The organism is Cupriavidus campinensis (assembly GCF_905397395.1).
GTDB lineage: Bacteria > Pseudomonadota > Gammaproteobacteria > Burkholderiales > Burkholderiaceae > Cupriavidus > Cupriavidus campinensis.
This window is the reverse complement of the sequence record NZ_CAJPVH010000015.1, coordinates 67,427-87,588: the sequence shown is the minus strand read 5'-3', so window position 1 is coordinate 87,588 and position 20,162 is coordinate 67,427. Positions and strand designations below refer to the sequence as shown.

Sequence of the window (20,162 nt, the reverse complement as noted above, 5' to 3'; positions counted from 1 at the left end):
CCGTGTCGCGCAACCCTCCAACCGCTGGGCGCACCATGAAACCGTTCCTCCCGCATCGACCCGCGAGCCGCCTGCAAGCCGTACTGCTTGCGGCATCGTTCCTGCTCGCCGTAGCCTCCGCCTCGGCGGCGCAGCTCAACCTGTCCACCAAGCCCCTCTATGCAGGCGGCGGCGTTTCGCCGATGGTGATGATCGATCTCTCCAAGGATCATTCGCTCCACCAGAAGGCGTACAACGACTACTCCGACCTGGACGGCGACGGCATCCTGGATTCGACCTATAGGTCGACCATCAGCTACGCGGGCTATTTCGATTCGGCTAAATGCTACAGCTATGACAGCAGCAGCATCCAGGGCTTCGTGCCTGCCGCGATGGCTGACAGCGCAAAGTACTGCGACGGCACCAAGTGGAGCGGCAACTTCCTGAACTGGGTGTCGATGAGCCGCATCGACGAAGTACGCAAGATCCTCTACGGCGGCACTCGGTCGACCGATAACGCCACCACCACGGTGCTGGAACGCGCCTTCCTGCCGATGGACGCCCACGCCTGGGCCAAGTACTACGGTGGCGCCGACCTGCGCAAACTGGTGCCTGTAGACCTGGAGCTGCCTTCCGAGGTGGAGACCCAGACGTCGTCCACCCAGATCACACTGCGCGCCGACGTGGTGACGCTGACGGTGAGCGACAACTCCAAGATGCAGATCGGCGACCAGATTCGGCTGGTTCCGCGCGGCAGCGCTCCGGCCGGCACATCGCTGACCGGCTGGATCAGCAGTATTGGCAACAGCAACGCCATCACGATGGCGATCTACGCGGACAGCGTCTCCAAGCCGGCCGGCGCAAGCAACAGCTATTCGTCGTGGACCGTGACCAATCTCACGCGCGGCGGGCTGACGATCTGCAACGTCACCCCGAAAGACAGCAGTAATATCAACTCACAGGCCAACACGCAGGCCCCGCAATTACGCGTGGTCAAAGGCAACTATGCCACCTGGGGCGCCAGCGAGAAATGGCAGTGCAACTGGTACAGCGAGGCCAGCAACACCCAAAGCAGCTTTCTGCCGCAGACCAACGGCAAGACTGTCTCTGGTTCCTCGAACGGCAACCGCGCCGCAACATCGGGCATCAACGCGTCGGCAGAAAACCCATCGCAGTCGGTGCGGGGCACCGGCACGGGGCAGGCGAAGGGCACGTTCAACGCGCGTGTGCAGGCCTGCGTAACGGGCCTGATCGGCGGCGAATCGTGCAAACAGTACGGCAATGCCTACAAGCCGTACGGGTTGCTGCAGAAGTACGGCGAGACCGGCCAGATGCTGTTCGGGCTGATGACGGGCACCTACGACAAGAACATCTCAGGTGGTGTGCTTCGGCAGAACGTGACGAACTTCTCCACCGAGATCAACCCCGATACCGGCGTCTTTACCTATCGCGCTGCCACGCCCGTGAAAGGCATTGTCTGGAACATCGACAAGCTGCGCCCATACGGCTACAGCTATAGCGATGGGGGCTACACCAGTGCAGACAGCTGCAACTATCAGCAAACCGCCATTCAACCGAGCGGCGGCCAGAACGCCCAGAACAAGCCGGCCAACGAGGGAAATTGCTCCACGTGGGGCAATCCGATCTCGGAAATTTATGTCGAGACGCTCCGCTACTTCGCCGGCAAGACGGCCAACGCCGATTTCGCACCCAAGACCAATGGCAAGGATGTGGCCCTCGGCCTGACGACCGCGACGTGGGCCAACCCGATGAACCTGCCGGCGTCGAACCCCAAGCGGGCACCCTACTGCTCGCCGCTCAATGCGCTGGTGTTCAACTCGAGCGTTTCCTCCTACGACAACGACCAATTGGGCGGCCTGAGCGATCTGGCCGGCTCGCCGGCAATCAGCGACTGGACCAACAAGGTTGGCGCCGGTGAAGGCATCGACAACGGCAACTGGTTCGCGGGCGGGGTCAGCGGTGGCATCATCGACAATGTCTGCTCGGCCAAGAAGGTCGGCTCGCTCAGCAACGTGCTCGGGATCTGCCCGGAAGGACCGTCCCAGAAGGGCACGTTCCAGATCGCGGGCGCGGCGCTGTTCGCGCACATGAACCGCATCCGGACGGACATCGACGTCACTTCCGCCGATGAAACCACCCGCAACGCCGCGCTGAAGGTCTCCACCTACGCCGTGCAGCTGGCGACCAACACGCCCAAGATCAACGTGAATGTCGGTGGCAAGACCGTGACGATCATGCCGTCCTACCAGTTGCACCCGACTAACGTCGACCCGAGCACCGGCACGCTGGTCGACTTCAAGGTGATTTCGCAGGACGCCAGCAGCGGTCGCTTCTACGTCAGTTGGGAAGATTCGGTGGCCGGCGGCGACTACGACCAGGACGTCTGGGGCATCCTGAGCTACTCCGTCACCGGCGGCAACATCACGGTGTCGACGAAGGTGGTGTCCGGCTCCTCCAGCAATGGCCAGGGCTTCGGCTACGTGGTATCCGGCACCGACAAGGACGGCCCGCACTTCCACTCCGGCATCTACGGTTTTAACTACACCGACCCGACCGGCGTGAAGGGCTGCAGCAACTGCATTCTGGGCGATGCAGAAACGAGCGTCACCTACAGCGTAACCGGCAACTCGGGCTCGCAGTTCCTCGACCCGCTGCAGTACGCCGCCAAGTGGGGCGGCTTCAAGGACGGCGACGGCGACAAGACCCCGAACAAGCAGACTGAATGGGACGTCCGCCTGTCCAATGGCGACGGCGGCTCCGATGGCCTGCCCGACAACTACTTCTACGCCACCAACCCGGGCGCGCTGAGCGCGGCGCTGGAGCGCGCCTTTATCTCGATCCTGGCCACCTCGTCGTCCTCCTCCGTCGCGGCAAGCTCATCCCGACTGGACATCAACACACGGTCCTATCAGGCGCGCTTCAACGGCTCCGACTGGTCAGGCCAGCTATTCAACTTTGCATTGGATACCAAGGGCGAGACCGTCCTCCCCGCCATCTGGGACGCCGGCCAGACGCTCCGCAGCATCGCCCCCACCAACCGCGCGATCCTCACGTACAACAGCGTAGATGCCGATGGCACTGGCATTCCGTTCCGCTACAACAGCCTGCCCACCGACTTCCAGACCATCATGACGACGGGCGGCGCGGACGGCACGAAGCGCGTCAACTGGCTGCGCGGGGACCAGAGCAACGAGGGCGACGCCTCCGGCAAGTTCCGCACCCGCCCCACCACCATCCTGGGCGACATCGTCAACTCCAGCCCGCAGTACGTGGGCCCGCCCAACGCCGGCTACGCCGGTAACGACTACGCCGAGTTCGTGCTGAGCAAGCGGTCCCGCAAGCCGGTGCTCTACGTGGGCGCGAACGACGGCATGATGCACGCGTTCTCCGCCAAGGATGAAGACGGCGGCAAGGAGTTGTTCGCCTACGTGCCGTCGCTGGTGTACAGCAAGCTGCCCACCCTGACGAACCTCGACTACGTCCACACCTACACGGTCGACGGCACACCTGCCGTCAAGGATGCGAAGATCAACAGCGCCTGGCGCACCGTGCTGGTCAGCGGCCTCGGCCTGGGCGGCCGTGGCGTGTTCGCGCTCGACGTCACCGATCCGGAATCCATCAGCGAGAGCACCGCCGCCAGCACCGTGCTGTGGGAGTTCCCAAGCTCGGCCGACGCCGATCTCGGCCACGTCGTGGGCCAGCCAAAAATCGTCAAGATGTCGAACGGCAAGTGGGTGGCGATCTTCGGTAACGGCTTCAACAGCACGGCGGGCCGTGGCTCCATCTTCATCGTCTACCTGGACCGCGTGCGGGGCTCCAAGCGCTGGACACTCGGCACGGACTACCTCAAGCTGACGCTCGACGACGCCACTGCAACGGCATCCAACGGGATTGCCTCGGTGCTCCCGGCCGACGTCAACGGCGACGGTACCGTGGACTTCCTCTACGCCGGCGACCTGCTCGGCAACCTCTGGAAGTTCGATGTCACAGACAAGACCGATTCGAAGTGGCAGTCCACGCGCAAGCTGATGTTCACGGCCAAGGACAGCGCGGGCAACCGGCAGCCGATCACCGGCCAGCCGGACGTGGCGCGCAACCCCACCGGCGGCTACATGGTGGTGTTCGGCACGGGCCGGTACGTCGACAATAGCGACCCCTCGAACTTCTCGACCCAAACGCTGTACGGTATCTGGGACCAGAACATCACCGCGCAGGGCACGATCACGCGCAGCATGCTGCAGGAACAGAAGACGCTGTCGGCTGGAGTCGCCTACGGCAAGCCCTACCGGATCACGACCGACACGAAGGTGCAGTTGACCGCCGGTGGCATCCAGGGCTGGTACATGGACCTGCTGATCGGCCCGACCTACGCTCAACTCGGCGAGCGCATGGTCACGGACGCCCTGATCCGTGGCAAACGCGTCGTGTTGATCACCATGACGCCGTCCACCGAGGTCTGCGACAGCGGCGGCTCGAGCTTCGTCTATGAAGTCGGCACGTTCAGCGGCGCGCGCCTGGATGAATCGCCGGTGGACCTCAACGGCGACGGCAAGATCGACGCGAACGATACGGTCAATGGCGTGGTAGTAAGCGGCATCGGCTCGACGGTGGGTATCACGCCGAAGCCGCCTATCATCGACTGCGGCCCGGGCAAGGAGTGCAAGCTGATGTCCGGTTCGAGCGGTGGCACGCAGACCATCACGGAAAGCGCGGACAAGCCGAGCGGCCGTCTGTCGTGGCGCGAGATCCTGCACTGATGGTGGCGCAACATGAAACAAGACGGAGGACGGCAATGACCCGGACAGGACTGCGTCAGCACGCGCAAGGCTTCACGCTGATCGAACTGATGATCACGGTCATGGTGCTCGGCATCCTGGCCGCCATCGCCTACCCGCAGTACGGGCAGTACGTGACCAAGGCGCGCCGCACCGAAGCCAAGGCCGCCCTGGCGCGCGTGCAGGGCGCCCAGGAGAGGTATTTCACGGTGAACAACAAGTATTCGTCGAACCCTGCCGATCTCAAGGTGCTGGCATGCGCCGCCCAGACCACGGGGTCCGGGGATACCTGCGATCAAGGCAGCCATGTGATCACCATCGCCGTGACCGGCGGCGCCGACGCCACCGGCTACACCCTCACCGCCACGCCCAAGCTGGCCGACGCGCTGTGCGGAAACCTCGGCATCGACAATCTCAATAACAAAACCGAGACGGGCACCGGAAGCCAGGCGGATTGCTGGTAGCAGCTTGCATGGCCCGCGCATGACCTGTGCGCGGGCCGAGCCGGCTACTCCTGACCTGGGTGTGTTCCGAGCCGACCTCGGACACAAACTTCCACAAAACCTCCACATCCGGACACGTTTTAGGGCCTCGCCCGAGGCTATCGTGGCCATCTGTTCTCTTCGAACCGATGCGCCATGTCCCTTGCTCCGCCCTCCACTCCCAGCCGCCCTCGGCAACGCTCTCGCGGCTACATCCTCCTTGAATCGCTGATCTGTCTTGCCGTCATCGGCATTGGCGCCATGCCGCTGGCGGTGCTCGGCCCCTTGTGGCTCCGGCTGGCGGGCGAGCAGGAGAGCCTGGCGCAGACCACCCAGTGGGCGTCGGAATTTGCCGAGACGGCCGGTGCCGGTTCGACGGTGCCGCCCGGCGCCCGCCACGCGCAGTTGTGCGGCGCGCTCAGCGCAGGGTCCGGACCTCAGCCGGTCTGCGCGCCCGGCGTGCGCATCGTGCTGGCTGGCCCGGTCCGCATCTCGCCTGACGCCTCTCCCGGGATGGCGGTGCCTCCCGCCCACGTGGCGCTTTGGGTGGCGCCATGAAGCGCCGCTATCGCCTGCGCGGATTCACGCTCACCGGGATGATGGTGGGGATGGTGCTCGGGTTGCTGGCATCCGTGCTGGCCATCACCACGTTCCAGGTGGTGCGGCACGCGTACGCCAACGTCGCGGACAGCGTGATGATGGCGGAGCGCGGCCATCGGGCGCTGGGCATCGTCGCCCAACTGGTGCGTCAGGCGGGCTGGATTCCCGGCCAGGCCGCGCTTGCCCCCGGGCATCCGGCGCCCACCGCGCCGCTCGAGGGTCACGACGACTGCGGCCAGCCCGCCATCGATCTTTCGGCCCCGTGCGGCGCCCGGGGCCGGCATTACAGCGACGCGCTGCGCCTGCGCTTCTCCGGCAGCAGCAGCGGCGAGACGACCACACGGCCGGACGGCACCATGACCGACTGTGGCGGGCATGCGCTGGCGGCAACGGCCCAACCGGTCGATGGCGTGCCCGCTTCGCATCACGCCGCGATGAATCTGCTGTACATCGGCCTCGGCAGTGATGGCGTGCCGCAGTTGCTGTGCCGCTATCCGCGCCGGCAGGGGCGCCAGATGCAAGCCGTCACTTACACCTCGGGCACGCTCGTCCGTGGCGTGGAGACCATGCAGCTGCGCTATGGCGTCGATCAGGACGGCGACGGTGAGGCGGATACTTACCTGCGCGCCCGCGACATCCGCGCGCAGGGCGATGCCGGCTGGCATCGCGTGCGTACCGTGCAGATCGGGCTGGTGATTCGGGGCGACCGCGCTACCGGGCAGACGACGCGACCGGAGCCGCTGACCCTGCTGCCTGCGCTGACCCATGGCGACGCCGACGAAGACTTGTCGTTCCCCCCTGCCACCCGGCATGCGGTCCGCCGGCGCGCCTTCACCGCCACCTTCCGCCTGCGCAACCCTTCGCCCTGCCTGGAGGCCCTATGTTGAGCCGCCGTGCGCAAGAAGGTATCGCCGTCCTCGCCTTCGTCACGACGATGCTGGTGCTCACGGCCAGCGTTTGCGCCGCCGCGATGCACTTCCTCCACGCCGGCCGTCAACTGGCAGGATTGCAACTGGACCGCGAGATCGCGTTCCGCGCGGCAGAGGCGGCCTTGCTCGATGCGGAGGCGGATCTGCTCGCGGCCGCCGCGTCGCCGCATGCTCGGCTGGCATCGTGGCCGGGCGCGGGCCATTGTGGTGACGAGGCCCAGCGCGGCATCTGTCGAACGGGCACCGGCCAGCCGGCCTGGTGGCCGTGGATCGAAGGCAGCCCGGCCGAGCGCGTTCCGGCCCTGTCGATTGGCGCGCTCACCGGGGTGCGCCTCCCCGATCTGCCCGAAGGCGTTGCCGGGGCGACGCATCCGCCGCGCTACCTCATCGAAGTCCTCGACCACCCTCTCCACACACTGGCCGGCGCCGCGCAGTGGCCGCGCTTCCGCATTACCGCACTCGGCCTTGGCCGCGATCCGTCCGTGCGCGTGCTGCTCCAGGCGGAGTTCCAGCCATGATCCGCTTAGTCATCGGTTGCATGGCACTGGCGCTAGGGCTTTGCGGCGGCGCCAGCGCCGTTGCCAATGAGGCGGGCCATCTGCCGATGGGCTACCGTGTGGCGCCTGCCGCCTACGCTTGGACAGGCCGTCTCCATGCCATCGGCTTCCGCACTACCGCCGACGCCAACCGGCGTGGGGTACTGCACCTCTGGGAAGCGGGCGATTTACTCGACCAACGCGCCACGGACACGCGCCGCCTCTATCTGGGCGGAGCACGGCTGACACCTTTGCGGTGGCCGGCCATCGATACCGAGGCCAAGCACCGCCTCAATATCGATCCCGCCACCAACCAGCCCGACACCCATGGCGCGGACCGGCTCTCCTGGCTTCGCGGCAATCAACCCGCCCTGCTGCGCCCACGCGACACCCGGCTTGCCAGCGCCACTGGCGCGCGCGTGCACGTGGTGTCGCCGCCAGCCTGGCAGCCTATGCAGCCGGGCCACACTGCCTTCCGCAATGCACACGCGCTGCGGCCAACTACCGTCTGGCTGGGCACGCGCGATGGCATCCTGCACGGTTTCCACGCGATCACGGGACAGGAACTCACCGGCTACCTGCCGCTCGCCGCGCTGGCCGAAGCCGCCGCGCTGACTGCCGTAGGCACGCGGATGCCGGCACCATCGTGCCCACGGCCCACTAGCGTAGATGCTGACCCAAACGGCCGCTGGCGCACCCTTCTCCTGTGCACCACCCCCGCCAAGGCGCGCACGCCCGGCACCGCATTCGTTCTCGACGTATCCACCCTGGGCGCCGACACGCCCATCCAACTGATCTGGGAAGTGACGGCAAACGATGCCCTGCCGCTGACCGGCAGCGGCCCACTACGCGCCGCCATGTACACAGTCGATAACGAACGCCGCTGGTTCGCGGTCGGCATCCTCGCGCCGGGCACGCCGGCAGGCGCACGAGCAGGCCTGGCGCTGCTTCCACTGGACCGGCCGTCAGGCGCGTGGGCGACCACCGGCCGTGTTCCGCGACTGCCGTTGCCGGAGCAAGGCTGCGACAGCAAGACGGCCACCACGCAACTGCTGGCCGTCACGGTGCGGAGCGACGCCAGTGGCGCCGCCCGCGCCGCGTACGTCATCGACGATGTGGGCCGTCTCTGGCGATTCCCCTTCGACACCCTGGGTTCCAATACGCCACCCCAGGCGGCAACGTGCCTGCATCGCCAGTCCGCCAGCACACGCGGCAGTGTCGAACCACCGGTGATCACGTACACCGGCGCCACCCCGCTCGTCGTCTACGGCACCGGCGACGCCATTTCCGCCATCCCGGACCGCACCGGCAAACGCGCCAATCCCCGCCAGATCCATGCCATCCCAAGCGGCAATGGCGTGGTGCTGCGTGCCGCGCCCTCGTCAGACCCGCCCGGCACGACAGGATGGACGCTGGCGCTTCCCCATCCCGGCGAACGGATCGAGACACTGCACGCGGCCAGCCCCGCCCATCTTGCCTTCACCACGCTGGGACCCGATGGCCGCGCGCGGAGCTACCTGATCGACGCCGCCACCGGGGAGTCCGTCACTGTTCTGCTGGCCGATGGCAAGCCGGGCGCCGCCATCACGGGATTGCCGTTCGATCCGGCCTTCGGCGGTCCGATCGTCGGCCTCTCGCCAGTCATCGAAGGCGCCGCCGTCGCTCCCGGCACCAGCCGGCGGGATGTCCATTCCCTCGCCCTGTGGCAGGTCCATGGCGACGGCGCCCACCTGCAACAGCACGCCTACGTGACACGCCGGCGCGGCCGGCTCGGCTGGCGCGAACTGATCCGGACACCGCTATGACCACCGCCATGCCGCACCGATCCTGCCTGCCGCGCACCCAACAGGGATTCAGCCTCGTCGAGTTGATGGTCACCCTGATGATCGTCACGATCCTCGCTGCCATGGCGCTACCGGCATGGCAGCAGCATTTCCACCGGGCATGGCGCATGCAGGCACGTGCCGAAGCGGTCACCGCGATGCTGGCGCTCGAGCGGCACGCACTCAACGCGTCGACCTTTGCGAGCGCCCGCGACGCAACCGTGCCGGCCGGCCATTGGCCCCGCCCTGTGCCCGCGCCGCCCGCCCCGGTCCGGCACTGGCTAACGGCCACCAGTTGCGCCGGACTCGACCTGTCCCGTTGCGTCGAAGTCCGCGCCACACCCACTTTTGTCGATACGCGCTGCGGCACCCTCGTGCTGCGGAGCACCGGCGAGTGGCTTTCCCTGCTCACCACGGAAAGTCCGCCCGCTCGACCACCCGAAGGATGCTGAAATGCAACAGACCGCCATCGCGCACGTCCGCCAGCGCAGCGGCATGACGCTGACCGAACTCCTCGTCTCGCTGGCCGTGGCCGCCATCCTCGCGGCCATCGCCCTGCCCGCCCTGCGCCACATGCTGGCCGAGCACACCGTGACCTATGCCGCAGACCGGCTGGCGGCATCGCTGGCCATGGCACGCACCACGGCGGCCAACCGGCGCGTCGAAATCCGGCTGGGGCCCTTGCCGGGCGCCACCACGCTGGATGGCGGATGGCAGCTCGCGCCGGTGGTGCCCTTGGCGCCCCCCGGGCCGCCCATCGCCGTCACCGCGCTGGACGCCGCCTGCCTGCGCGTGACCCTGCGTGGCACCGATGGCGCCAAGGGGCCGCCTGCGCTCCGCTTGACACCTGTGGGATACTCTCGATCGGAACGCGGCGGTTTCTACGCGGCCACGTTCCATGTGCGATGCCGCGGTGCGCAGCGGCAGGTCAGGCTCGGCGCCCAGGGGCGCATCCGGATCTGCGGCGCCGGCCCCGATGCCGACTGCGACTGACCGCCCTGCTTTCTCACCTAACGGCACAGCCTGCCCCGCCATGTTTTCCGACTCCGACCATACCGCCATGGAACTGGCCCTCGCGCTCGCCGCGCGGGGCATGTTCACCACCACGCCCAACCCGCGCGTTGGCTGCGTGCTGATGAAGCATGGCGAGATCATCGGGCAGGGCTATACCCAGCCGGCGGGCCAGGACCACGCCGAGATCCAGGCGATGAAAGATGCCCTCTCGCGCGGCCACGATCCCTCCGGCTCCACCGCCTACGTCACGCTGGAACCATGCAGCCACTTCGGCCGCACGCCGCCGTGCGCGGAGGCGCTGGTGCGCGCGGGCATCGCCCGCGTGGTGGCCGCCATGGAAGACCCCAACCCCGCGGTGTCCGGGCGCGGCCTGCAACGACTGCGCGATGCCGGCATCGACGTACGCTGCGGCCTGCTGGAAAAGGAAGCGCGCGACCTCAACATCGGCTTCGTCTCGCGCATGACGCGCGGCCTGCCATGGGTGCGCGTGAAAGTGGCCGCTTCCCTCGATGGCGGCACGGCGCTGCATGACGGCACCAGCCAGTGGATCACCGGCAAACCCGCGCGCGACGATGGTCATGCCTGGCGCGCCCGGGCCTGCGCCATCCTGACCGGCATCGGCACCGTGCGGGACGACAACCCCGCGCTGACCGTGCGGGCGATTCCCACGCCGCGCCAGCCGCAGCGCGTGCTGGTGGACTCCCGCCTCGAGGTATCGCTAGACGCGCAGATCCTGAACCGCGACTCCGGGGATTTCGCCAAGCCCGTGCTGGTCTTCTGCGCCGTGGAAGACGCCGCACGGCAGCGTGCATTGGAGGCACGCGGCGCCGAGGTGGTGGTGCTGCCCAATCCGCACGGCAAGGTCGAACTTCGCCGAATGTTGCAGGAACTGGGCAAGCGCGGCATCAATGAATTGCATGTGGAAGCCGGCTTCAAGCTCAACGGGTCCCTGATCCGCGAGGGCTGTGCCGACGAGCTGCTGATCTATCTGGCGCCCCGGCTGCTGGGCGACGCGCAGGGCATGTTCAACCTGCCCCCGCTGGCCAGGCTCGAAGACGCCGCCGCCTTCCATTGGCACGAGGTGCGCCAGATCGGCGACGACCTCCGGCTGATTGCCCGACGTGGCGACAGCAAGCACTGACATCCCCCTGAACAGACAGACCCTACGTATTCCGAGGCAAGCATGTTTACTGGCATTGTGGCGGCCGTTGGCCGCATCGACACCGTCTCCCCGCTGGGCAACGCCGACGCTGGCGTGCGCCTGCGCATCGCCGCCGGCGAGCTGGACCTGACCGATGTGATCATCGGCGACAGCATCGCCATTCAGGGCGCCTGCATGACCGTCGTGGCCCTGCAGCACGGCCAGTTCGACGTAGACGTTTCCCGAGAATCGCTCGACAAGACCGTGGGCCTCGACAAGCCGGGCCGCGTCAATCTCGAGAAGGCGCTGCGGCTGGCAGACCGGCTGGGCGGTCATCTCGTGTCCGGTCACGTCGATGGGCTTGGCGACGTCGTGCGCTTTGCCCCGGTTGGCGAATCGCACGAGCTGCGCATCCGCGCCCCGCGCGAGCTGGGCCGCTACCTGGCCTACAAGGGCTCGGTTGTGGTCAACGGCGTCTCGCTGACCGTGAACAGCGTCAGCGATGTGGCCGAAGGCTGCGAGTTCTCGATCAACCTGATCCCGCACACCGTGGAAGTGACCACGCTGAACGAACTGAAGGCTGGCGCGCGCGTCAACCTCGAGATCGACCTGATCGCGCGGTACGTGGAGCGGATGCTGTCCGCCTCGCAGGGCGAGTCCGTCTCACTGCTCTGAGGGCGACAGGTCCGAGAACCGCGGCGCCCCGGCCACGTCGAGCGTGCCGTCCGGGCGTTCGATGAAAATGCCGCGCGCCACGTTGTGCGGATGCCTGGCGGCCTCCGCCACGCTCAGCACGGGCGCGTAGCAGACATCGGTGCCACCGAGCAGCGCGTCCCAGTGGGCACGCGGCTGGCTGCGGAACACATCAGCGAATCGCGATTTCAACGCCGGCCATGTCGCGTGGTCGTACTGCGTGGCGGGGTCCACATCGGTCATGCCGAGTTTGTCGAGCAGCAGCGCGTAGAACTGCGGTTCCAGCGCGCCGATGGTGATATGCCCACCGTCCTCACAGGCGTAAACATCGTAAAACGGCGATTGATGGAAGGGGCTCGGCGTGGGGCCGTCGATCTGGCCGTTGTTGCGTACCCAGAGCGCGATACCGCCGAGCATGGCCACCATGTCGACGATGGCGCCGTCCACCACGCGCCCCCGGCCGCTGGCGCGCGCATCGACCAGCGCGCAGGCGATGCCGAAGGCGAGGCCCAGCGCCCCGCCGGCGTCGCCCAGCACGGTTGGTGGGATGGCCGGCGTCTCGCCGGGCCGCGCGGACAGTGACAGCATGCCAGTGAGCGCCACGTAGTTGAGATCATGACCGGCCGACTGGGCCAGCGGTCCGGCCTGCCCCCAACCAGTCATGCGGCCATAGACCAGGCGCGGGTTGCGCGCCGCGCAGTCGGCGGGGCCGAGTCCCAGCCGCTCCATCACCCCGGGCCGGTTGCCCTCGATCAATGCATCAGCGCCAGCCACCAGCGCCAGCGCTTCCGCCAACCCCGCCGGGTCCTTCAGGTCGAGCGGCACGATGGTCTTGCCGCGCCGCAGCGGACTGTCCTTGTCGCCGCCAAGCTGCGCCGCCACGGCCACCTTCTGCCTGCGCGCAATGACGATGACCTCCGCCCCCATGTCGGCCAGCATCCGGCCCGCCAGCGGGCCGGGGCCAATCCCTTCAAACTCAACGACGCGAATTCCGTTCAGCGGCAAGGTCATGCGGCAGGCTCCTGATTCGTATGCTGTGGGTGACATGGTAAGCGGTCAGCCGCACCCGTACCTGTCGTCCGTCACACCATGACGCATAAGTGCCTGATGCGACATATTTGAGTCAGCCCGGGGCAGGCCCGAACCCCGCGGCTTGGCGTACAATAGCGGGCTTGATTTCGCCGGCTTTGTTGCCCCTGCCTCCGGCCCTGCCCGCCTACTGCCACCCGCCGTATTCCCTGACGTTGCCCCAGCCATGACTATCGCCCGTACCGAAGACATCATTGCCGACATTCGCGCCGGCCGCATGGTCATCCTCGTTGACGAGGAAGATCGCGAAAATGAAGGCGACCTGGTCCTGGCGGCCGACTTCGTCACGCCGGAAGCCATCAACTTCATGGCCAAGTACGGGCGCGGCCTGATCTGCCTGACGCTGACCGCCGAACGCTGCCGCCAGTTGGAGCTGTATCCGATGGTGTCGCGCAACGGCACGGTGCACGGCACGAATTTCACGGTGTCGATCGAGGCCGCCGAGGGCGTGACCACCGGCATCTCCGCCGCCGACCGCTCGCGCACCGTGCAGGCCGCCGTGGCCCGCGACGCCAAGGCCAGCGACCTCGTGCAGCCCGGCCACATCTTCCCGCTGACGGCGCAGCCCGGCGGCGTGCTGATCCGCGCCGGCCATACCGAAGCCGGTTGCGACCTCGGCGCCCTGGCCGGCCTGACGCCGGCGGCCGTGATCTGCGAGATCATGAAGGACGACGGCACCATGGCGCGCCTGCCGGATCTGGTCGAGTTTGCGCGCGAGCACGATCTCAAGATCGGCACCATCGCCGACCTGATCCACTACCGCAGCCGCACCGAAAGCATCATCGAACGGGCGGGCGAGCGCACCATGCAGACGCCGTGGGGCAGCTTCCAGGGCGTGATCTACCGTGACAAGCCCACGGGCCGCGCCCACCTGGCGCTGGTCAAGGGCCAGCCGCGCCCGGACACGGAAACGCTGGTGCGCGTGCACGAGCCGCTGTCGGTGCTCGACCTGCTGGAATCGGCCCGCACCACGCACTCGTGGAGCCTGCCGGCCGCGCTCGAGGTACTGCACGGCGCCGAGCAAGGCGTGATGGTGCTGCTGAACGTGGGCGATTCGCCCGAGCAGCTGTTTTCGCAGTTCGCCGCGCTGGACGCCCCGCAAGACCGTCCGCGCCGCAAGCCGGACCTGCGCACCTACGGCATGGGCGCCCAGATCCTGCGCGACCTCGGCGTGGGCAAGATGCGCGTGCTGGGCTCGCCCCAGAAGATGCCGAGCATGACCGGCTACGACCTCGAAGTGACCGGCTGCCAGCCGATGCACGGCGAAGCCAACTGCGACTAAAACCAACGAACATTCACGAACATCGATGGCAGCCAGCGCCCATCCGGCGCGGCCAGCCACCCTTCCCCGAACAATTGGAGAACTGACAATGGATCACGGCTTCTACCCCAGCAACCTCGAAGGTGAAGGCCTGCGCATCGGCATCGTGCAGGGTCGCTTCAACGAGCCCGTCTGCGACGAGCTGCGCGAGGCCTGCGTGGCCGAACTCGAAAAACTCGGCGTGGAAGGCGAAGACACGCTGGTCGTGACGGTGCCCGGCGCGCTGGAAATTCCGCTGGCGCTGCAGAAGATGGCCGAAAGCGGCCAGTTCGACGCGCTGATCGCGCTCGGCGCCGTGGTGCGCGGCGAGACCTACCACTTCGAGCTGGTCTCGAACGAGTCCGGCGCCGGCATCACGCGCGTGGGCCTGGATTTCAACGTGCCCATCGCCAACGGCATCCTGACCGTGGATACCGATGCGCAGGCACACGCCCGCACGCGCGAGAAGGGCCGCGACTGCGCCCGCGCCGCCGTGGAAATGGCGAACCTGGTGGTCGCGCTGGACTCCCTGCGCAGCGGCCAGAACGACGAAGACGAAGACGAGGAAGCATGATGAGTGACGCCACCGACACCGGCGACGCCGGCAAGCCGGGCGGCGCCAAGCCGGCCCGCACCGAGCCCAAGGCCCCGCCGAAGAGCGCGCGCCGCCGGTCGCGCGAGCTGGCGCTGCAGGGCCTCTACCAATGGCTGCTGAATCGTAACGATATTGGTGCGATTCAGGCCCACCTGCATGACGCACAAGGCTTCAACAAGGCCGACAGCGAGCACTTCGACGCCCTGCTCAATGGCGCCGTGCGCGAGGAAGCGCGCCTGACGGCCGCGTTCGAGCCGTTCCTGGACCGCCCCGTGGCCGAACTGTCGCCCGTGGAACGCGCCGCGCTGCTGGTTGGCAGCTTCGAGCTCGTGCATTGTCTGGACATTCCCTACAAGGTCGTCATCAACGAGGCCGTGGAGCTGACCAAGACCTTCGGCGGCGTGGAAGGCTACAAGTACGTCAACGGCGTGCTGGACAAGCTCGCCGCCCAGGTTCGCGCGCCGGAAGTTGCCGCGCGCCGCTAAGCCTGCCGTCACTGCTGGTTGACACTAGCCCAGAGCACCCGCCCCGGCGGGTGTTTTTGTTTCAGCGCGATATTTCCGCGCATCGCTTGATCCTTTGGGATCCGCGCCGCGCTGCCTACCCTTACCCTCAACCCTCCCGAGCCCTCCGCCCATCCTGACCGCCATGGACCACCAGCGCCTTGCCACTGCCTCCCGCCTCGCCAATATCGACGCCTTCCACGTCATGGAATTGGCCAAGCAGGCCGCCGAACTCGAACGGGCCGGGCGCCACATCATCCACATGGGGATTGGCGAGCCAGACTTCACTGCCGCCGCGCCGGTCGTGCATGCCGCCGAGGCGGCCATGCGCCGGGGCGTGACGCAATACACCGGGGCGCTGGGCATCCACGCGCTGCGCGAGGCCATCGCCGGCTACTACAAGACCGCCTACGGTATCGACATCCCCGAGCGCCGCGTGATCGTGACCGCTGGCGCCTCCGGCGCCCTGCTGCTGGCCTGCGCGGTGCTGGTGGAGATTGGCGCCGAGGTGCTGATGCCCGATCCGAGCTACCCCTGCAACCGCCATTTCGTGGCCGCCTTCGACGGCCGGGCGCGCATGGTGCCGAGCGGGCCGGCCGAGCGCTTCCAGCTCACCGCCGCCCAGGTGGCCGCCAACTGGGGGCCGGACACGCGCGGGGTGCTGCTGGCGTCGCCGAGCAATCCCACCGGTACGTCGATCCTGCCGGACGAGCTGCGCGGCATCCTCGCCGAAGTCCGCCGCCGCAACGGCTTCGCCATCCTCGACGAGATCTACCAGGGTCTGTCGTACGATGCCCCGCCGGTCTCCGCGCTGTCGCTGGACGACAACGTGATCACCGTGAACAGCTTCTCGAAGTATTTCAATATGACGGGATGGCGCCTGGGCTGGCTGGTGGTGCCGGACGCGCTGGTGCCGGCCTTCGAGAAAGTGGCACAGAACCTGTTCATCTGCGCGTCGGCGGTGGCGCAGCACGCGGCGCTGGCCTGCTTCACGCCCGAGGCGCTGGCCATCTACGACGAGCGCAAGGCCGAATTCCGCCGCCGCCGTGATGCCATCGTGCCGGCGCTGGAGGCGCTGGGGCTGCGGGTGCCGGTAAAGCCGGACGGCGCCTTCTATGTCTACGCCGACTGCCGCCACGTGAACCACCCCCATGCGGGCGATGCCGACAAGCTGACGCAGGCCATCCTGCATGACGCCGGCGTGGTAATGGTGCCTGGCACGGACTTCGGCCCGCACACCGCGCGCGACTACATCCGCATCTCGTACGCAACCGCCATGGAAAACATCGAGGAAGCGATGCAGCGGCTCCACCATTTCCTGCGGTGATGCGCTAAGGGCCGGGTCGGCACCGCTATCTATATAGATAGCAGCGCAAATGAAAAGAGCACCCCGAGGGGTGCTCTTTTTCATGCCGTGCCCAGCTGGGCGGCGATCAGGCCGCCTGGGCCGTGGCCGTGGCCGCTTCCAGCTTCTCGGCCGTCGTCGGCTTGGCGTCGACCGGCTTCGTGTCGTTGGCGGGCAGGCCCAGCAACTGACGCAGGCGGGCGCGCTCGGCCAGCACCTTGGCGCCGTAGCCACCATCGGTGTTGGTCGTGGCGGCACCCACGTAGTACTTCAGGCCGCCTTCCAGCGAACCGGCACGGGCGATGCAATCCTTCAGCACCAGCGCGCCAATCTTGATGTTGGCGTACGGGTTCAGCGCGGCAGACACGCCGCCCACGGCTTCGTACTTGTCCTGGTGGACCTTGGTCATGACCTGCATCAGGCCCTGCGCGCCCACGCCACTTTCGGCGTACGGGTTGAAGCTGGACTCGATGGCGATCACGCCGAGGATCAGCAGCGGGTCGATGCCGACCTCGCGGCCAGTCATGTACGCGGCCTTCACCAGTTGGCCGGTGGCCTGCGCCGCCACGCGGTACTTGCGGGCGATGTAGTCCGCCACGGCGGCCTGCTCACGTGCGGAGCCGAGCGCCGTGGTGTTGCGGGCGTCCAGCGCCACGCGCTGCACCGGGATCTGCGCGGCCAGGTGCGCCACCGACGGGACCTTGCCCGCGGCCGACACGCTCCACTCGTCCACGCCGGATACCGTCGGCAGGCCGTTGGTGGCATGCGCCAGGCGCGCGGCGGCCACGTCCGCCGAGACCGGCGGCACGCCAGTGCTGGCATGGGCCGTCGTGGCCGGCAGGGCCGCGCCGAGCAGCACCGAGGGCGCTTCCTTGCCCGCCAGCGCGCCGGCGAGCGACGTCCGCCATTGCTGGCTGACGGTCAGGGTGACCGCTGCGGCCACGGAAAGCACGCCCAGACTGTTCAGGGTGTACTTCAAGGTTGTCCGGCTGCCGCGCAGCAAGGCGCGACCCGCCACCGGGTGGGCCAGGCGCATTTGCAGCGCACGGTTCACACCGGGAACCGGTTGTCTGAAGCGGACCTGCAACGCCCGCCCGACACCGGGAAGATGAAGGGTTTTCCAACCGCTCATACTTACCTCCATCCGCTGCCCGCGGCGCGCGTGCGAACTGCCACGCGTGCCCGATCTCAACGTACTCAAGTAAGGATGCTGCGCCACCTAGCAGGGGTGTCCAGCACCTGTTGGCGGGCGCTCCCCATGCGCCCAACGAGAAACAGGGTACGCTCTTGGGGAAACGCACCCTGCCACTAAAGACTCTTTACGCCCCGGCATCCCGCCGGACGACCCCGCCGCGCACGCTTGCTACACGTACCGCGATCACGGTCAAAGGAGGTGTGGTCACGCTGGCCTTTTTAAAGAGTGCCTCTTGACAGAAGCCTCAAAGCCATGTTGCGGCGCAACACCCCACAGAGCAGACCGGATTGTAGGAACCCTTTTATAACCCGTCAAGCATAACGATTCAACATGTCACTACTTTTGGAAATATGTAACGACGTTATTTAAGCGGCGGCTACATCACCCGGAAGCTCGGAATCGTAGGACTGGCCTAGGGTTACCCTTCCTTTGAGGACCTGCCCAGGCCGCCAAAAATTTACATTTCTCGTACGCTTCCGACACGATTTTTTTGCGCCGCCGAACGCTGATGTGTATCGTCACACACCTCGCCAGGGCACGCCATGGATTGGCGCAGCGCGGCAACCTTCACAGATTTCACTATGCAATACAAAGACTTGCGCGATTTCATCGGCCAACTGGAACAGCTTGGCGAGCTGAAACGGATCGCCACGCCGGTCTCGCCCAACCTCGAAATGACGGAGATTTGCGACCGCCTGCTGCGCGCGGAAGGTCCCGCCGTGCTCTTCGAGAAGCCGAGCGTGCAATCTCGGAACGATGCCGGCGCGGGCCATGACGCTATCTATAAGGTGCCAGTGCTCGCCAATCTGTTCGGCACGACACGCAGGGTGGCGATGGGCATGGGCGCCAACTCGCTCGAAGACCTGCGCGACATCGGCCGGGTACTCTCCGCGCTCAAGGAACCTGAGCCGCCGCGCGGCCTGCGTGAGGCCGGCAAGCTGTTCACGCTGGCCAAGTCAGTGTGGGACATGGCGCCCAAGCGCGTGAGCAGCCCGGCTTGCCAGGAGATCGTCTGGGAAGGCAACGACGTTGACCTGGGCCGCCTGCCGATCCAGACCTGCTGGCCCGGCGATGCCGCCCCGCTGATCACCTGGGGCCTGGTAGTCACCAAGGGCCCGCACAAGAAGCGCCAGAACCTGGGCATCTACCGCCAGCAGGTCATCAGCCGCAACCAGGTGATCATGCGCTGGCTGGCGCATCGCGGCGGCGCGCTGGACTTCCGCGAGCACGCGCTCGCCAACCCCGGCAAGCCCTTCCCGATCGCCGTCGCGCTGGGCGCGGACCCAGCCACCATCCTCGGCGCCGTGACCCCGGTGCCCGACACGCTCTCCGAATACCAGTTCGCCGGCCTGCTGCGCGGCAGCCGCACCGCGCTGGCCGGCTGCCTGACGCCGACCTTGTCCGAATTGTCCGTGCCGGCCTCGGCCGAGATCATCCTCGAAGGCCACATCCAGCCCGACCCGGCCCATCCGTCCGGCTACCAGCATGCACTGGAGGGCCCCTACGGCGACCACACCGGCTATTACAACGAGCAGGACTGGTTCCCGGTCTTCACGATCGACCGCATCACCATGCGGCGCGACCCCATCTACCACTCCACCTACACCGGCAAGCCGCCCGACGAGCCCGCCGTGCTGGGCGTGGCGCTGAACGAGGTCTTCGTGCCGCTGCTCCAGAAGCAGTTCCCGGAAATCACCGATTTCTACCTGCCGCCCGAGGGGTGCAGCTACCGCATGGCGCTGGTGCGGATGAAAAAGCAGTACGCCGGCCACGCCAAACGGGTGATGTTCGGCGTCTGGAGCTTCCTGCGCCAGTTCATGTATACGAAGTTCATCGTCGTGGTGGATGACGATGTGGACGTGCGCGACTGGAAGGAGGTCATCTGGGCGATCACCACCCGGGTGGACCCGAGCCGCGACACGGTGATGGTCGACAACACGCCCATCGACTACCTCGACTTCGCCTCGCCGGTCTCGGGCCTGGGCTCGAAGATGGGCATCGACGCCACCGACAAGTGGCCCGGCGAGACCACCCGCGAATGGGGCCGGACGATCTCGATGGACCCGGCCGTCAAGGCACGGGTGGACGCCATGTGGGGCACGCTGTTCGAATCGGGCGGCGCCGCCAGGTGACGCCGGAGAC

17 protein-coding genes are annotated in these 20,162 nt (G+C 67.1%); 15 read left to right on the top strand and 2 right to left on the bottom strand.

The features are described 5' to 3' along the window. The first annotated feature begins 35 nt into the window (after positions 1–35). The 10 genes from KHO18_RS11620 to KHO18_RS11575 all read left to right on the top strand — a co-directional run bounded on the left by KHO18_RS11620 (position 36) and on the right by KHO18_RS11575 (position 11,975). Positions 36–4,757 (top strand): pilus assembly protein, encoded by a 4,722-nt coding sequence (locus KHO18_RS11620; protein WP_211943233.1) that lies wholly within the window; start codon positions 36–38, stop codon positions 4,755–4,757. A gap of 35 nt (positions 4,758–4,792) precedes the next feature. Next, complete coding sequence (locus KHO18_RS11615; RefSeq protein WP_211943232.1) at positions 4,793–5,239, top strand: type IV pilin protein; 447 nt, start codon at positions 4,793–4,795, stop codon at positions 5,237–5,239. 174 nt (positions 5,240–5,413) lie between these two features. Further along, a complete protein-coding gene (locus KHO18_RS11610; RefSeq protein ID WP_211943231.1) occupies positions 5,414–5,815 on the top strand; it encodes a type II secretion system protein in 402 nt (133 codons plus the stop codon). Further along, positions 5,812–6,744, top strand: a complete 933-nt coding sequence (locus KHO18_RS11605; RefSeq protein ID WP_244844718.1) for a PilW family protein — start codon at positions 5,812–5,814, stop codon at positions 6,742–6,744. The genes KHO18_RS11610 and KHO18_RS11605 overlap by 4 nt, the downstream gene beginning before the upstream one ends. Next, positions 6,738–7,304 carry a pilus assembly protein gene (locus KHO18_RS11600; RefSeq protein ID WP_211943230.1) on the top strand — a complete coding sequence of 189 codons (567 nt, stop codon included), beginning with the start codon at positions 6,738–6,740 and terminating at the stop codon, positions 7,302–7,304. Before KHO18_RS11605 ends, KHO18_RS11600 begins: the two co-directional genes overlap by 7 nt. Then, the gene (locus KHO18_RS11595) at positions 7,301–9,127 is read left to right on the top strand and encodes a pilus assembly protein (protein ID WP_244844717.1); all 1,827 of its coding nucleotides are present in this window, start codon (positions 7,301–7,303) and stop codon (positions 9,125–9,127) included. Before KHO18_RS11600 ends, KHO18_RS11595 begins: the two co-directional genes overlap by 4 nt. Further along, positions 9,124–9,597 (top strand): type IV pilin protein, encoded by a 474-nt coding sequence (locus KHO18_RS11590; RefSeq protein WP_186296837.1) that lies wholly within the window; start codon positions 9,124–9,126, stop codon positions 9,595–9,597. Before KHO18_RS11595 ends, KHO18_RS11590 begins: the two co-directional genes overlap by 4 nt. Before the next feature lies 1 nt (position 9,598). Next, positions 9,599–10,138, top strand: a complete 540-nt coding sequence (locus tag KHO18_RS11585) for a GspH/FimT family pseudopilin (RefSeq protein WP_211943229.1) — start codon at positions 9,599–9,601, stop codon at positions 10,136–10,138. Between the two features lie 40 nt (positions 10,139–10,178). Next, positions 10,179–11,300 carry a bifunctional diaminohydroxyphosphoribosylaminopyrimidine deaminase/5-amino-6-(5-phosphoribosylamino)uracil reductase RibD gene (gene ribD, locus KHO18_RS11580; protein WP_144198032.1) on the top strand — a complete coding sequence of 374 codons (1,122 nt, stop codon included), beginning with the start codon at positions 10,179–10,181 and terminating at the stop codon, positions 11,298–11,300. A 42-nt stretch (positions 11,301–11,342) separates the two neighbouring features. Continuing rightward, positions 11,343–11,975: a riboflavin synthase gene (locus KHO18_RS11575; RefSeq protein ID WP_211943228.1), complete on the top strand. Its 633-nt coding sequence runs from the start codon at positions 11,343–11,345 to the stop codon at positions 11,973–11,975. Here the strand turns inward: KHO18_RS11575 and KHO18_RS11570 are convergent. Beyond that, the gene (locus tag KHO18_RS11570; RefSeq protein WP_144198030.1) at positions 11,964–13,004 is read right to left on the bottom strand and encodes a CaiB/BaiF CoA transferase family protein; all 1,041 of its coding nucleotides are present in this window, start codon (positions 13,002–13,004) and stop codon (positions 11,964–11,966) included. The genes KHO18_RS11575 and KHO18_RS11570 overlap by 12 nt on opposite strands. Positions 13,005–13,248: 244 nt before the next feature. Here KHO18_RS11570 and ribBA point away from each other — a divergent pair, with 244 nt between their 5' ends. From ribBA to KHO18_RS11550, 4 genes are all read left to right on the top strand, one after another. Next, positions 13,249–14,364, top strand: coding sequence for a bifunctional 3,4-dihydroxy-2-butanone-4-phosphate synthase/GTP cyclohydrolase II (gene ribBA / locus KHO18_RS11565; RefSeq protein WP_144198029.1), 1,116 nt, complete (start codon positions 13,249–13,251; stop codon positions 14,362–14,364). 88 nt (positions 14,365–14,452) lie between these two features. Continuing rightward, positions 14,453–14,956 (top strand): 6,7-dimethyl-8-ribityllumazine synthase, encoded by a 504-nt coding sequence (gene ribH, locus KHO18_RS11560; RefSeq protein ID WP_144198028.1) that lies wholly within the window; start codon positions 14,453–14,455, stop codon positions 14,954–14,956. Then, the gene (gene nusB, locus KHO18_RS11555; protein WP_092290545.1) at positions 14,956–15,462 is read left to right on the top strand and encodes a transcription antitermination factor NusB; all 507 of its coding nucleotides are present in this window, start codon (positions 14,956–14,958) and stop codon (positions 15,460–15,462) included. The genes ribH and nusB overlap by 1 nt, the downstream gene beginning before the upstream one ends. Positions 15,463–15,625: 163 nt before the next feature. Continuing rightward, positions 15,626–16,807 (top strand): pyridoxal phosphate-dependent aminotransferase, encoded by a 1,182-nt coding sequence (locus KHO18_RS11550; protein WP_211943227.1) that lies wholly within the window; start codon positions 15,626–15,628, stop codon positions 16,805–16,807. Positions 16,808–16,913: 106 nt separating this feature from the next. Here the strand turns inward: KHO18_RS11550 and KHO18_RS11545 are convergent, their stop codons facing one another. Further along, on the bottom strand, positions 16,914–17,957 hold the full coding sequence (locus KHO18_RS11545) for a lytic transglycosylase domain-containing protein (RefSeq protein WP_144198026.1): 1,044 nt from the start codon (positions 17,955–17,957) through the stop codon (positions 16,914–16,916). 644 nt (positions 17,958–18,601) lie between these two features. On the opposite strand from KHO18_RS11545, the gene ubiD reads away from it, so the two are divergent. Further along, entirely contained in the window at positions 18,602–20,152 is a 1,551-nt protein-coding gene (ubiD, locus tag KHO18_RS11540) for a 4-hydroxy-3-polyprenylbenzoate decarboxylase (RefSeq protein ID WP_144198025.1), read from the top strand. The last annotated feature ends 10 nt before the right edge of the window (positions 20,153–20,162 follow it).

What these genes read in the sequence shown, in the direction of transcription:
- KHO18_RS11570 (WP_144198030.1), bottom strand. Translation starts at nt 13,004, where the DNA reads ATGACCTTGCCGCTGAACGGAATTCGCGTCGTTGAGTTTGAAGGGATT.
- ubiD (WP_144198025.1), top strand. Translation starts at nt 18,602, where the DNA reads ATGCAATACAAAGACTTGCGCGATTTCATCGGCCAACTGGAACAGCTT.
- KHO18_RS11585 (WP_211943229.1), top strand. Translation starts at nt 9,599, where the DNA reads ATGCAACAGACCGCCATCGCGCACGTCCGCCAGCGCAGCGGCATGACG.
- KHO18_RS11605 (WP_244844718.1), top strand. Translation starts at nt 5,812, where the DNA reads ATGAAGCGCCGCTATCGCCTGCGCGGATTCACGCTCACCGGGATGATG.
- KHO18_RS11590 (WP_186296837.1), top strand. Translation starts at nt 9,124, where the DNA reads ATGACCACCGCCATGCCGCACCGATCCTGCCTGCCGCGCACCCAACAG.
- KHO18_RS11550 (WP_211943227.1), top strand. Translation starts at nt 15,626, where the DNA reads ATGGACCACCAGCGCCTTGCCACTGCCTCCCGCCTCGCCAATATCGAC.
- KHO18_RS11615 (WP_211943232.1), top strand. Translation starts at nt 4,793, where the DNA reads ATGACCCGGACAGGACTGCGTCAGCACGCGCAAGGCTTCACGCTGATC.
- nusB (WP_092290545.1), top strand. Translation starts at nt 14,956, where the DNA reads ATGAGTGACGCCACCGACACCGGCGACGCCGGCAAGCCGGGCGGCGCC.
- KHO18_RS11575 (WP_211943228.1), top strand. Translation starts at nt 11,343, where the DNA reads ATGTTTACTGGCATTGTGGCGGCCGTTGGCCGCATCGACACCGTCTCC.
- KHO18_RS11600 (WP_211943230.1), top strand. Translation starts at nt 6,738, where the DNA reads ATGTTGAGCCGCCGTGCGCAAGAAGGTATCGCCGTCCTCGCCTTCGTC.
- ribBA (WP_144198029.1), top strand. Translation starts at nt 13,249, where the DNA reads ATGACTATCGCCCGTACCGAAGACATCATTGCCGACATTCGCGCCGGC.
- KHO18_RS11545 (WP_144198026.1), bottom strand. Translation starts at nt 17,957, where the DNA reads ATGAGCGGTTGGAAAACCCTTCATCTTCCCGGTGTCGGGCGGGCGTTG.
- ribD (WP_144198032.1), top strand. Translation starts at nt 10,179, where the DNA reads ATGTTTTCCGACTCCGACCATACCGCCATGGAACTGGCCCTCGCGCTC.
- KHO18_RS11610 (WP_211943231.1), top strand. Translation starts at nt 5,414, where the DNA reads ATGTCCCTTGCTCCGCCCTCCACTCCCAGCCGCCCTCGGCAACGCTCT.
- KHO18_RS11620 (WP_211943233.1), top strand. Translation starts at nt 36, where the DNA reads ATGAAACCGTTCCTCCCGCATCGACCCGCGAGCCGCCTGCAAGCCGTA.
- ribH (WP_144198028.1), top strand. Translation starts at nt 14,453, where the DNA reads ATGGATCACGGCTTCTACCCCAGCAACCTCGAAGGTGAAGGCCTGCGC.
- KHO18_RS11595 (WP_244844717.1), top strand. Translation starts at nt 7,301, where the DNA reads ATGATCCGCTTAGTCATCGGTTGCATGGCACTGGCGCTAGGGCTTTGC.